This window comes from Conexibacter sp. JCM 18997, assembly GCF_055391915.1.
This window is the reverse complement of record NZ_AP043885.1, coordinates 638,015-650,385: the sequence shown is the minus strand read 5'-3', so window position 1 is coordinate 650,385 and position 12,371 is coordinate 638,015. Positions and strand designations below refer to the sequence as shown.

The following is a 12,371-nucleotide window of genomic DNA, read 5'->3' as shown; positions in this document are numbered from 1 at the left end:
GCGCCGTTTGATTGACATTCTGAGCGGTATCTGGATACTCACGGGTATGCGCCCGACCAGCCTCCCTCCCGGCCCGCGCGCGCCTCGCGCGGTGCAGACGCTCGCCTGGATGACCCGCCCGATGCCGTTCATGGAACGGGCGCGCGCCCGCTACGGCGACATGTTCACCGTCCGCATCGCCCAGGAGGGCAACTGGGTCTTCCTGGCCGATCCCGAGGCGATCAAGGAGGTCTTCACCGCTCCGCCCGGCGTCCTGCACGCGGGCGAGGCCAACGTGATCCTCAAGCCCTGGATGGGCGACAACTCGGTGCTGCTGCTCGACGGCCCCCAGCATCTGGCCCAGCGCAAGCTGCTGCTGCCGCCCTTCCACGGCGAGCGCATGCAGCGCTACGGCGAGGTGATGGCGCAGGTGGCCCGCGAGGAGGTGGCCACCTGGCCCAACGGCCGCCCGCTGCAGCTGTGGCCGCGGATGCAGAAGGTCACGCTCGAGGTGATCGTGCGGACGATCTTCGGGGTCGACGAGCCCGGCCGACTGGACAACCTGCGCGCACGGCTGCGCGAGGCCGCCGAGCTGACCACCCAGACGAGCACGATGCTGAAGATGGCCGCGTTGGGGCCGGACCGGGTCGGGGCGTCGAGCGGCTTCCAGCGCCGCATGGCGCCGATCGACGAAGCCGTCTTCGAGGCGATCGCCGCCCGGCGCACCGCCGGCGACCTGTCCGATCGCGACGACATCCTGTCGCTGCTCCTGCAGGCGCGCCACGAGGACGGCTCGCCGATGAGCGACCAGGAGCTGCGCGACGAGCTGATGACCCTGCTGATCGCCGGACACGAGACGACCGCCACCGCGCTGTCCTGGGCCATCGAGCGGATGCTCCGCCTGCCCGGCGACGGGATGGAGCGCCTGGCCGCCGACGAGGCCTACGCCGACGCGGTCGTCAAGGAGACGCTGCGCCTGCGCCCCGTCCTGCCCGCCGTCGTGCGTCAGGTCAAGCAGCCGATCACCGTCGGCGGCGTGGACTTCGAGCCCGGCGTGACGCTGACGCCGTGCATCCACCTCGTGCACCGCCGGCCCGACGTGTACCCCGAGCCGGCCCGCTTCCGGCCCGAGCGGTTCCTGGAGCAGCCGGCGGGCACCTACACCTGGCTGCCCTTCGGCGGCGGGGTGCGGCGCTGCCTGGGCGCGGCGTTCGCGCAGTTCGAGATGAAGACGATCCTGCGTGTCGTGGCGCAGGAGCGCCGGCTGGAGGCGACGACGCGCACGGCCGAGCCCGTGCGCCGGCGCGCGATCACGCTGACGCCCGGCCGCGGCGCCGAGGTGGTCGCATCACCCGCCTGACGCGCAAGGAGCGTCAGGCCGACACCCGCCGGCGGCTGATCGCGGCAGCGGCGACGGTCGGCGCCCGCCGCGGGTTGGCCGCCGCCTCGGTCGACGAGGTGGCCGCCGAGGCGGGGTTCACGAAGGGCGCCGTGTACGCGAACTTCGCCTCCAAGGACGAGCTGTTCCTGGCCGTGCTCGACGCGCGCTTCGACCAGCGCCTGGCCGAGATCGAAGGCGTCTTCGCGCGCGAGGAGACGCCCGAGGCGCAGGCCGCGCAGGCCGGCGACGCCTTCACCAGCGCGGTGACCGGCGATCCCGACTGGAACCGGCTGTTCTTCGACTTCGCCGCCCGCGCCGCGCGCGAGCCCGAGTTCCGCGCGCAGATGTCCGAGCGCTACCTGCGCCTGCGCGACGGCATCGCGGCGATGCTCGAGCGCCAGTTCGCGCAGGCCGGCATCACCCCGTCGATGCCGATCGTCGACGTGGCGATGATGACCTTCGCGATGGCCAACGGCGTCGCGCTCGAGGCCTCCATGCTGGGCGACGAGGTCCCGACCGACCTGCTCGGGCGGATGTTCGTCCTGCTCCTCGAGGGGATCCAGCGACCCTCCTAGGAGAGGATCGCGACCACGCGGGACGGGGCGGCGCTGGCGCCCTTGATCTTCAGCGGGAAGCAGGCCACCTGGAAGCCGGTCTTCGGCAGCGCGGCCAGGTTGGTCAGCCGCTCGATCTGCGAGTAGGGCCGGTCGACCTGGTGGGCCGCCCACAGGATGCCCTGCTCGTCGCGCGCCTTGGCCTTCTCGGCCTGGATCGGCAGCGGCTGGTCCCAGCCCCACGCGTCGATGCCCATCGTCCAGATGCCCTGCTCGACCAGCCACACGGTCGCCTCGGGCGTCACGCCCGGTCCGTGGAACATGTACTCGGGCTGGCCGTAGTAGCGGTCGGTGCCGGTGTGCACGAGCACGATGTCGCCCGCCTGCAGGTCGTGGCCGGCCGCGGCGATGCCGGCCTGCATCTGCTCCAGGGTGACGGCATCGCCGTCCTCGCGCCCGGTCGCGTCGACGACCACGCCGGGCCCGAAGAAGTGCCCCAGCGGGATCTCGTCGATGGTCTGCGAGGGCTGGCCCTGGATCGTCGAGTTGTAGTGATAGGGCGCGTCGAGGTGGGTGACGCTGTGCGTGCCGATCGACAGGCGCTCGCCGGAGGGCCCCTCGCCGCGCAGCAGCAGCTTGCGGTCGATGCCCAGCAGCTGCTCGAACTCCGCCGCGCCGCTCTGGTGGTCGTTGTAGGTGATGTCCGTGCGCAGGAAGTCGGGCGTGCCCTCAGGGCTGGCGACGATCAGGTGGGACAGGTCGACGATCTCGGGCACGGCGCTCCTCAGCTTCGGACTTTGGACGCCGCCGCGTGGAGCAGGTGCTCGGCGCGGCGGACCAGCTTCACCCTCGGGCGGCCGTGCGGCTCGCCGAGGCCCTTCTCGTGGGCGTCGATCAGCTCCCAGCCGGCGTAGTCGACGACCTCGACCCCACGCTCCTCCAGGCGGTCCAGCAGCACGGCCGGCGTGGCGGTCGGCTCCGGGAGGATCCCGGCGGCCAGATCGGCCAGCAGCAGGTCGACGGTCTCCTGGGCGCACTTCTTGTTCGTGCCGATCACGCCGGACGGGCCGCGCTTGACCCAGCCCGCCGTGTAGACGCCGGGCAGCGCATCCTCGGTGCCCTCGTGCGTCACGCGGCCACCGCGGTTGTGGATCGTGCCCTTGCCCTGGTCGAACGGGACCCCGGGCAGCGGCGACCCCGTGTAGCCCACGCTGCGGATGACCATCTGCGCCTCCAGCAGCTCGCTCTCGCCGGTCGGGCGGGCGCTCACGCGGCCCTCGTCCTGCACGAGCTCGTTGTGCACGACGCGCACGCCCTCGACGCGCTGGTCGCCGATGATCTCCACCGGCGAGGTGGCGAAGCGCAGCACGATCCGCTTGCGCCGGCCCTGGGGCTCGGTGGCCTGGTAGCCGCGGATCAGCTCGACGTTGCGCTCGGCCGTGGGCTCGATGCCCTCCAGCCCGATGAACGTCTCCGGCGCCGCCTCGATGATCACGTCGGCGTCGTGCAGATCGGCCAGCTCGCGCAGCTCGGGGTTGGTGAACGCCGCCTGCGCCGGGCCGCGACGGCCCAGCACGACGATCTCCTCCACGCTGGACGCGGCCAGCGCCTCGATCGCGTGATCGGCGGTATCGGTCACGCGCAGCTCCTGCACGTCCAGCGCGAGCATGCGCGCCACGTCCAGCGCCACGTTGCCGTTGCCCACCACGATGACGCGCTTGGCGTCCAGCTCGAACTCGTGGTCGGCGTAGTCCGGGTGGCCGTTGTACCAGGCCACGAACTCCGTGGCCGCGTGCGACCCGGGCAGCTCCTCCCCCGCGATCCCCAGCTTGCGATCCATCGCCGCACCGATCGCGTAGAGCACCGCGTGGTAGGACGCGGCCAGCTCGTCGTGCGTCACGTCGACGCCGACCTCGACGTTGCCGTGGAAGCGGAAGCCCTCCTTGGCCGCCGTCTTCTCGTACACGCGCGTCACCGACTTGATCTTCGGATGATCCGGCGCGACGCCGTAACGGACCAGACCCCACGGCGTGGCCAGCTTGTCGAACACGTCGACCTCGACCGACAGGTCCTTGGACGACAGCAGCTGGCCGGCCGCGTAGAAGCCCGCGGGACCGGAGCCGATGATCGCGACACGCAGGGGATTGTCGGGTGTGCCCGGGGTAGAAGCCATTTGTCGATCCGCTTTCAGGGAAATGAGGGTCCCCGAAGCTTAGACACGCTCAAACGGGCTCGGCCGTCCGGATCATCGACTGCGCGATCAGCTCGCCGTTCTTGGGCCCGTGATCGTGGGCCAGCTCGAGCTCCTGGATCTCGCGCGAGATGTCGTAGACGAAGCGGGCCCGGGGCTCGCGGCGGGCCTGCCAGCGCACCAGCGCGTCCTCGACGGGGCCGTCGGCCGCGAGCTCCTCGGCCAGCACGATCGCGTCCTCCAGCGCCATCGCCGCGCCCTGACCGATGTGCGGCGAGGTCGCGTGGGCGGCGTCGCCGAGCACCAGCGCGCGGCCCTGGTGCCACGGGCCCTCCAGGAAGATGCGGTCGACCGGGCGGTACACGACGAGGTCGTCGTCGACGATGTGGCGGTCGCGCACCTCGGCGATCAACGAGCCGAAGCCGGCCAGGCGCTCGCGCATGGTCGCGGCCAGGCCCTCCTGCTCCAGGCGCACCGGCTGTCCGGCGGGCGGCTCCTCGATGCACAGGACGTACATCAGGTCCTGGGTCATCGGGACGATCCCGGCCTTGCCCTCCTGGCCGATGTACATCCACAGACCGTCGACCTCGGGCGGGCGGGGGACGTTGTAGCGCCAGCACACCTGACCGGTGAACGACGGCTGCGGGTCGGCGCCGAAGAGCATCTCGCGGACCGTCGAGTGGATCCCGTCCGCGCCGACCACGAGGTCGTAGCGACCGGCGGTGTCGTCGGTCAGCACCGCCTCGACGCCGTCGGCGAACTGGTCCAGGCGGCGGACCGTGTGCCCGAGCGTGATCTGCGCTCCGGAGGCGCGCACCGCGCCCACGAGGATCTCGTGCAGCAGTGGCCGGGTGATCCCGTTCATCGGCGGATAGTCGGGACCGGCCAGCCGGGGCGGGGCGGGCTGCTCGTGGATCAGGTGCCCGTCGGCGGTGTACAGCCGTGAGCCCTCCATCGGGAAGCCCGCGGCCACTGCCTGGTCGGCCACGCCCAGCGCGGCCAGCGCGCGCACGGCGTTGCCCGGCTGGATGATCCCGACGCCGTAGACGTCCCACTTGGGGTTCAGCTCGACCAGATGGACGTCGACGCCGCGCTGACGCAGCGCGATCGTCGTCGCCAATCCCCCGATCCCGCCACCGACGACGAGGACCCTCTCAACGCTCGACAAGTGCTCTCCTCTGATGTCCCGAACCAAGGTTCGGATTCGATTGATAGCCGTTCCGTCGCAGGCCGTCAAGGAACCGAATTCGAAATTCGCGTTCGGCTGTGGTTGACTGCCCGCCGTGCCGCAGCCACCGCGCCAGAAGCGCAGCCGCGAGTCGCTGGAGCGCGCGGTCATCGCGGGCGTCGAGGTGATCGTGGACCTCGGCTGGGACGGCTTCACCGTCGCCGAGGTCAGCCGCCGCGCGCGCGTGTCGGTGGGCTCGCTGTACGCCCGCTTCGGCTCCAAGGAGGAGCTGTTCCTGGCCGCGCAGGCGCGGGCCATCGAGGTCATGGAGCAGGAGGAGGCCGAGTACTTCGCGCTCGAGCGCTGGGCGGGCGCCGGGCCGGTCGACGTGGTCACCGGCGCGATCGGCGGTCTGGCCTCCAACTTCGAGCGCCACGGCGGCGTGCTGCGCGGTCTGATGCGCCGCGCCGGCCGCGACGACGAGGTCAGCGGCCGCGGATCGGAGGGCGCCAGCCACATGGCCCGGTCCTACAGCACCCTGGTCCTCACCCACCGCGAGGCCATCCGCCGGCCCGATCCCGAGGTGGCTGTCGACATCACCTACCGGATGGTGTTCTCCGCGCTGGCCCGGCGGCTGGTCTACGGCGACACGTTCGAGTCCCAGCGCGTGATCGCCTGGGACACGTTCGTGGCCGAGCAGCAGCGCGCGTGCGTGGCCTACCTGCTCGGGCCCGAGGCGGTGGCGGCGTGACGACCGGATCCGAGGCGGCGGTCCCCCGTCCCCCGCGCCAGCGCCGCAGCCGCGAGTCGCTGGAGCGCGTCCTGCAGGCCGGCGTCGAGCTGCTGGGCGAGACCGACTACGACGGCTTCACGCTGGGGGAGCTGAGCCGCCGAGCGAGCGTGTCGGTCGGCTCGATCTACGCCCGCTTCGGCTCCAAGGAGGAGCTGTTCCTGGCGCTGCAGGACGTGATCCAGACCCGCCTGCACGACGAGCAGGCGGCCGCGTTCGCCACCATCGACGCCGCCGCGCCCGACGAGGCGATCGACGCCGCCGTCGGCGTGCTGGCCACCACCATGCGCCGTCACGGGTCCGCGCTGCGCGTGCTGATGGTGCGCGGCGCCGTCGACCAGCGCACGCGCGACAGCGGCTCGCGGGCGGCCAGCGGCGCGGCCGAGCAGTTCACCGCCGCCGTGCTGGCCCACCGCGAGGGGATCGCGCACCCCGACCCCGAGCTGGCCGTGGACGTCGCGTTCCGGATGGTCTTCTCGACGCTGGGCCGCCGCCTGGTGTTCGGCCCCACCTTCGAGTCCAAGCGCCGCGTGGCCTGGGAGCGGTTCGTCGGCGAGCAGGCGGCCCTGTGCCGGGCGTACCTGTTAGATGATTGATTCCGCGCCGGGTACGCGGGTCGTGGAATCAGTCATCTATGCCAGTAGGCGCCTGGCGCGCAGCGACGCCGGGATGCCCGCGTCGGTGCCGGTGAGGATCGCCTCGGCCACCAGCCGCGCCGAGGCCGCGCCCGTGGAGATGCCCCGGCCGCCGTGGCCGGCCGCCACCCACAGGTGGTCGCGCACGCGGCCCAGATAGGGCCGCCCGTCGGCCGCGCGCGGGCGGGCGCAGGCGCGCGTGAACGTCACGCGCGCACCGGCCAGCCCGGGCCAGAAGCGGGCGCCGTTGTCGATCAGCGGCCGCACCCAGGCGCGCGGATCGGGCTCGTCGACCAGGAAGGTCGAGCCGAGCACGACGCCGTCGGGCGGGCCGATCAGGCTGAACACCGGCGCCTGCGGCGCGCCCCCGCCCAGCTGGATGTCGGAGATGCGCCCGTCGATCAGCGCATGGCGGGGCACCTGGTCCAGGGCCACGCCGACCGTCGCGCCCCACAGCGGCGCGATCGCCTCGCTGCCCAGCAGCGCACCGGACTGGGCCCCCGCGCAGACGACGACCGCGGGCGCGTCCAGTGCGGCCGGGTCGGCAACCGGAGCGTGCTCGACGATGCGAGCGCCCGCGGCGCGCGCCCGGCGGGCCAGCGCCTGGACGGCCAGCGCGGGCGCGACCGGGTAGCCGGTACGCACGCGGCAGGCCCACAGGTCAGCGGCCAGGCCGGGCTCGATCGCCGCCAGCGCGTCCGGATCGAGCACCTGCGGCTGCAGCCCGGCGAAGCCCGTGTGGTCGGCGGCCACCAGCTCGGCCTGCTCGACGGTCTCGACCAGCAGCAGCGCGCCCACGGGCTCGCGCGCCACCGCATCGCCCAGCAGCTCCTGCAGCAGGACCACCGTCTCGTCGAACAGCCCGACCTGCTCGGCGTCGTAGGGATGCTCGATCAGCCCGGAGTTGCGCCCGGACGCGCCGGCGCCGATCTGGCCGGCCTCCAGCACGGTCACGCGCCGGCCGCCGCGGGCCAGGAACCAGGCCAGCGCGCACCCGACGACACCGGCTCCGACCACGATCACGTCCGCGTCGTCGTGCACGCATGGAACGCTACCGTCGTCCTGTGGCTCCGACCGCTGTCCCCGAGCTGTTCGACCCGTCCGCCTACGCGGCGTTCCGCTTCGTGGGCTGGCGCTTCGACGAGGCGTCGGCCGCCGCCACGCTGACCTATGCGCTCGACGACCTGGCGTTCGAGGAGACGATCGCGCTGCCCGCCGGCGCACCGCCGTTGGACCCCGCGCGCCGCGCGGTGCTCGACGCGGTCCTCGAGCTGCTGCACCAGGTCGCGGGGGTCAGCTACTGGAAGGCCGCCGCGCCGCACGCGCTGGCGATCGGGCCGCTGAGCGAGCGCCGGGCCCGCTTCCTGACCGCCGTCTACGTGCAGGGCCTGGGCGAGTACGCCTACCGCAACGACGTCGACGTCGCCGCGCGGATCGCCTTCGCCGGGGATCGGGCCGTCACCCCGCGCGAGGTGGCGCTGGAGCCGACGGGGCGCTCGCTGGTGCTGATCGGCGGGGGCAAGGACTCCGTGGTGGCGCTGGAGACGATGCGCGCCGCCGGCGCTGACGTGACGCTGTTCTCCGTCGGCGACCCGACCGCGATCGCGGCCACCGCCGAGATCTCCGGCCTGGAGCGCCTCATCGCCCGGCGCACCATCTCGCCGGTGCTGATCGCCGCCAACGCCGCGGGCGCGCTCAACGGCCACGTGCCGGTCACCGCCGTCGTGTCGCTGATCGCGCTGGCCACGGCCGTGCTGCACGGGTTCGACGAGGTCGTGCTGGCCAACGAGCGCTCCGCCTCGCAGGGCAACCTGCAGTGGAACGGCATCGAGGTCAACCACCAGTGGTCCAAGGGCGTCGGGTTCGAGCGCGCGCTGCGCGACCTGCTGGCCCACGAGGTGACGCCGTCGATCGACTACTTCTCGCTGCTGCGCGGCGCGTCGGAGCTGGGGATCGCGCGCGCCTTCGCGCGGCTGGACGCCTACCACCACGCGTTCACCTCCTGCAACGCGGTCTTCCGCCTCGACGAGCGCCGGCGCGCGGCGGCCTGGTGCGGCGACTGCCCCAAGTGCCGCTTCGTGTTCCTGGCGCTGGCCCCGTGGATGGAGCCGCCCGCGCTGCGCTCGATCTTCGGCGCCGACCTGCTCGAGCGCGACGAGCAGACGGCGCAGTTCCTGGCGCTGGCCGGCTTCGAGGACCACAAGCCGTTCGAGTGCGTCGGCGACCTGGAGGAGTCGGTGGCCGCCTTCCGCCTGCTGGCCGCCGACCCGCGCTGGGCCGACCATGCCGTCGTGCGCGCCGCGCGCGAGCGGATGCTGCCCGCCGTGCCCGACGACTTCGGCGATCCCGATACGGTCCTGCGTCTGTCCGACGATCACGAGATCCCCACGCGGCTGCTGCCCACGGTTCATGCGCGTCTGCGAGCTTGAGGGCCGGCGCATCGGGCTGTGGGGCGCCGGCCGCGAGGCGGCCTCCACGTTCCGCGCGCTCGGCTCGCCCACCGGCGTGGTCGTGGCCACCGACGCGCCCGTGGACGCGGAGGGACGCGCCGGCTTCCCGGGCGCGACGTTCGCCGACGGAGCCGACGCCTGGCGCGCGCTGCTGGATCGTGACGTCGTCGTGCGCTCGCCGGGCATCAGCCGCTACCGCGAGGATGTCCAGGCGCTGGCCGACGCGCCCGACGGCCCCGCCCTGACCACCGCGACGAACCTGTGGTTCGCCGAGCACGGCGCCGAGTGCGTGATCGGCGTCACCGGGACGAAGGGCAAGTCGACGACGGCCTCGCTGATCGCCGCGCTGGCCACCGCCGCGGGCGCGCACGTCGAGCTGGCCGGCAACATCGGCCGCCCGCTGCTGGACCTGCTGGACCCCGAGCGCAAGCCCGACGTGTGGGTGCTGGAGCTGTCCAGCTACCAGCTTGCCGACCTGGAGTACTCGCCCTGCGTCGCCGTCGTGGTCAACCTCTACCGCGAGCATCTCGACTGGCACGGCAGCGAGGAGCGCTACGTGGCCGACAAGCTCAACCTGCTGGCCCGCGAGCCCTGGGCGGTGGTGCTCAACGGCCGCGACGAGCAGCTCACCTCCGCCGCGCCCGACGACAGCGAGCGCGTGCTGTTCGGCACCGACGACGGCTTCGACGTGACCAGCAGCGGCGGGCTCGTGGTCCGCGACGGCGTGCCGATCGTCGACCTGCGCCGCACCGCGCTCCTGGGCGCCCACAACGCGCTCAACGTCGCCGCGGCGCTGACCGCCGCCGAGGTGACCGGCTGGCTGCCCGAGGACCCGCAGGCCGCGCTGGCCGGCTTCGAGCCGCTGCCCCATCGCCTGCAGACGGTGGCCACCGACGGCGACGTGCGCTTCGTCGACGACTCGATCTCGACGACGCCCGAGTCGGCGGTCGCGGCGCTGGAGGCGCTGCCCGACCAGCCGGTGGCGCTGCTGGTCGGCGGGCAGGATCGCGGCCAGGACTTCGCCCCGCTGGCCGCCGCGGTCGCCGCGCACGGCGCGGTGCGGGTCGTGGTCGGGATGCCCGACAACGGCGCGCGGGCACTGGAGGCGATCGGCGACGCCGCGCCCACGCAGCTGGCCGACGACCTCGACGACGCGGTTGCGCGCGCCCGGGCCGCGCTCGACGGCGCCGGCGTCGTGCTGCTCTCCCCGGCGGCGCCCTCCTACGGGCGCTTCACGGACTTCACCCAGCGGGGGGAGCGGTTCCGCCAGGCGGCGACGGAATCGTCCGCCCCGCCTCCACGCACACCTCGATGAGCGCGTCGGCGACCGTGGCGGTGTCCGCCCGGAACGCCGGCATCGAGACGCTGATGGCGAACCGCGCCGTGCCGGCGGGATCGCGCACCACGGCGGCCACCGAGGTGATGTAGGGGTCGGACTCGCCCGCGTTGGTCGCGTACCCGCGCTCGCGGATCGCGGCCAGCTCGGCGTCCAGCGCGCGCCGGGTGGCCAGCGTGCGGTCGGTCAGCACGGCCAGCTGCGCGTCGGGGTACAGCGCGCGCAGCGTCGCGGCGTCCAGCTCGGCCAGCAGCGCCTTGCCGCCCGACGTCGTGTGGGCCGGGAACGACGCGCCCACCCGGCCGGTGGTGCGCACCGACTGGCCGCCCTCGACCGAGTCCAGGAACAGCGTGTCCGCGCCGGCCAGCACGAGCAGGTGCGAGGTCTCCCCCGTGCGTTCCGACAGCGCCTCCAGGAACGGGCGGGCGTGCGCGCGCACGTCGTAGCGGCGCACCGTGGCCAGCCCGAACTCCAGCAGCGCGCCGCCCGCCCGGTAGCTGCGCGTCTCGGGGTCCTGCTCGGCGAACCCGTGCACGACGAGCGAGGCCAGCAGCCGGTGCGCGGTCGAGCGGGCCACGCCCAGCAGCCGCCCGGCCTCGGCCACGCCGACCTCCTCGCGTTGCGCGAGCACGTGGATCAGGCGCAGGGCGTTGTCGACGGAGGAGAGCGAGGCGGTCATGGTTCTGTTATAGGTACCGGCGTTCCGCTAGCTCGAACGCTATCGCACCCTTCGGAGGAGAGACCACCCATGTCCCAGCGCACCCGGCCGCCTTATCGCGCCGACCACGTCGGCTCGCTGCTGCGCCCGCCGGAGCTGCTGGCCGCCCGCGCGGACCAGCAGGCCGGGCGCATCAACGCCGAGCAGCTCACGGCGGTCGAGGACGCGGCGATCCGCGACGCCGTCGCGCTGCAGGGCGAGGTCGGCCTGACCAGCGCCACCGACGGCGAGTTCCGCCGCGCGTCGTGGCACATGGACTTCATCTACGCGCTGGGCGGCGTCACCCGGGTCGAGGACGAGGGGCTGCACGTGCAGTTCCACAACGAGGAGGGCGACATCGAGTTCAACCCGCCCTCGGCCAAGATCGACGGTCGCGTCCGCCTCGACGGCACGATCTTCGGCGACGCCTTCACGTTCCTGCGCGACACCGTGGCCGACGGCCAGGTGCCCAAGCTGACGATCCCCTCGCCGTCGATGGTCCACTACCGCGGCGGCCGCGCGGCGATCGACGAGCAGCTGTACCCGGACCTGGATGCGTTCTGGGACGACCTGTCGGCCGCCTACGCCCAGGAGGTCAGCAACCTGCACGGCCTCGGCTGCCGCTACCTGCAGCTCGACGACACCTCGCTGGCCTACATGAACGACCCCGACCAGCGCGCGTTCGTGGCCTCGCGGGGCGGCGATCCCGAGCACCAGCACGAGACCTACATCGCCAACATCAACCGCTCGCTGGCCGACCGCCCGGCGGACATGGCGATCACGACGCACCTGTGCCGCGGCAACCACGCCTCCTCGTGGGTCGCCTCCGGCGGGTACGACTTCGTGGCCGAGGCGCTGTTCAACGACCTCGACGTCGACGGCTTCTTCCTGGAGTACGACGACGAGCGCTCCGGCACGTTCGAGCCGCTGCGCTTCGTGCCCAAGGACAAGACCGTCGTGCTCGGGCTGGTGACGACCAAGCGCGCCGCGCTGGAGTCCAAGGACGACCTCAAGCGCCGCATCGACGAGGCCACGCAGTACATCGACCTCGACCAGCTGTGCCTGTCGGGCCAGTGCGGCTTCTCCTCCACGACCGACGGCAACAAGCTCACGCGCGACGACCAGAAGGCCAAGCTCGAGCTGATCGTCGCGGTCGCCGCCGAGGTGTGGGGCTAGCACCCCGCCATCCG

General features: G+C 73.0%; 12 protein-coding genes. 7 read left to right on the top strand and 5 right to left on the bottom strand.

Annotated elements, in window-relative coordinates; translation table 11 throughout:
• Positions 1-109: 109 nt before the first annotated feature.
• Positions 110-1,339 carry a cytochrome P450 gene (locus ACZ5UI_RS03375; protein ID WP_464194215.1) on the top strand — a complete coding sequence of 410 codons (1,230 nt, stop codon included), beginning with the start codon at positions 110-112 and terminating at the stop codon, positions 1,337-1,339.
• A 74-nt stretch (positions 1,340-1,413) separates the two neighbouring features.
• Positions 1,414-1,935, top strand: coding sequence for a TetR/AcrR family transcriptional regulator (locus ACZ5UI_RS03370; RefSeq protein ID WP_464194213.1), 522 nt, complete (start codon positions 1,414-1,416; stop codon positions 1,933-1,935).
• Here the strand turns inward: ACZ5UI_RS03370 and ACZ5UI_RS03365 are convergent.
• From ACZ5UI_RS03365 to ACZ5UI_RS03355, 3 genes are read right to left on the bottom strand one after another with little or no spacing between them, the layout of a single operon-like run.
• Positions 1,932-2,690, bottom strand: a complete 759-nt coding sequence (locus ACZ5UI_RS03365) for a cyclase family protein (protein WP_464194211.1) — start codon at positions 2,688-2,690, stop codon at positions 1,932-1,934. The genes ACZ5UI_RS03370 and ACZ5UI_RS03365 overlap by 4 nt on opposite strands.
• Positions 2,691-2,698: 8 nt before the next feature.
• Complete coding sequence (locus tag ACZ5UI_RS03360; RefSeq protein WP_464194209.1) at positions 2,699-4,087, bottom strand: FAD-dependent oxidoreductase; 1,389 nt, start codon at positions 4,085-4,087, stop codon at positions 2,699-2,701.
• A gap of 49 nt (positions 4,088-4,136) precedes the next feature.
• The gene (locus ACZ5UI_RS03355) at positions 4,137-5,225 is read right to left on the bottom strand and encodes an FAD-dependent oxidoreductase (protein ID WP_464194208.1); all 1,089 of its coding nucleotides are present in this window, start codon (positions 5,223-5,225) and stop codon (positions 4,137-4,139) included.
• 163 nt (positions 5,226-5,388) lie between these two features.
• Between ACZ5UI_RS03355 and ACZ5UI_RS03350 the strand changes: the two genes are divergently transcribed.
• Together ACZ5UI_RS03350 and ACZ5UI_RS03345 are read left to right on the top strand one after the other, a co-directional pair.
• Entirely contained in the window at positions 5,389-6,024 is a 636-nt protein-coding gene (locus ACZ5UI_RS03350) for a TetR/AcrR family transcriptional regulator (protein WP_464194206.1), read from the top strand.
• Positions 6,021-6,659 (top strand): TetR/AcrR family transcriptional regulator, encoded by a 639-nt coding sequence (locus ACZ5UI_RS03345; protein ID WP_464194204.1) that lies wholly within the window; start codon positions 6,021-6,023, stop codon positions 6,657-6,659. The genes ACZ5UI_RS03350 and ACZ5UI_RS03345 overlap by 4 nt, the downstream gene beginning before the upstream one ends.
• 36 nt (positions 6,660-6,695) lie before the next feature.
• Here the strand turns inward: ACZ5UI_RS03345 and ACZ5UI_RS03340 are convergent, their stop codons facing one another.
• Positions 6,696-7,739 carry an NAD(P)/FAD-dependent oxidoreductase gene (locus ACZ5UI_RS03340; protein WP_464194202.1) on the bottom strand — a complete coding sequence of 348 codons (1,044 nt, stop codon included), beginning with the start codon at positions 7,737-7,739 and terminating at the stop codon, positions 6,696-6,698.
• A gap of 23 nt (positions 7,740-7,762) precedes the next feature.
• Between ACZ5UI_RS03340 and ACZ5UI_RS03335 the strand changes: the two genes are divergently transcribed.
• Positions 7,763-9,127 (top strand): endonuclease domain-containing protein, encoded by a 1,365-nt coding sequence (locus ACZ5UI_RS03335; RefSeq protein ID WP_464194200.1) that lies wholly within the window; start codon positions 7,763-7,765, stop codon positions 9,125-9,127.
• A complete protein-coding gene (gene murD, locus ACZ5UI_RS03330; RefSeq protein ID WP_464194198.1) occupies positions 9,108-10,463 on the top strand; it encodes a UDP-N-acetylmuramoyl-L-alanine--D-glutamate ligase in 1,356 nt (451 codons plus the stop codon). Before ACZ5UI_RS03335 ends, murD begins: the two co-directional genes overlap by 20 nt.
• Here the strand turns inward: murD and ACZ5UI_RS03325 are convergent.
• The gene (locus ACZ5UI_RS03325) at positions 10,390-11,163 is read right to left on the bottom strand and encodes an IclR family transcriptional regulator (RefSeq protein WP_464194196.1); all 774 of its coding nucleotides are present in this window, start codon (positions 11,161-11,163) and stop codon (positions 10,390-10,392) included. The genes murD and ACZ5UI_RS03325 overlap by 74 nt on opposite strands.
• Positions 11,164-11,232: 69 nt before the next feature.
• On the opposite strand from ACZ5UI_RS03325, the gene ACZ5UI_RS03320 reads away from it, so the two are divergent.
• On the top strand, positions 11,233-12,357 hold the full coding sequence (locus tag ACZ5UI_RS03320) for a 5-methyltetrahydropteroyltriglutamate--homocysteine S-methyltransferase (protein ID WP_464194194.1): 1,125 nt from the start codon (positions 11,233-11,235) through the stop codon (positions 12,355-12,357).
• The last annotated feature ends 14 nt before the right edge of the window (positions 12,358-12,371 follow it).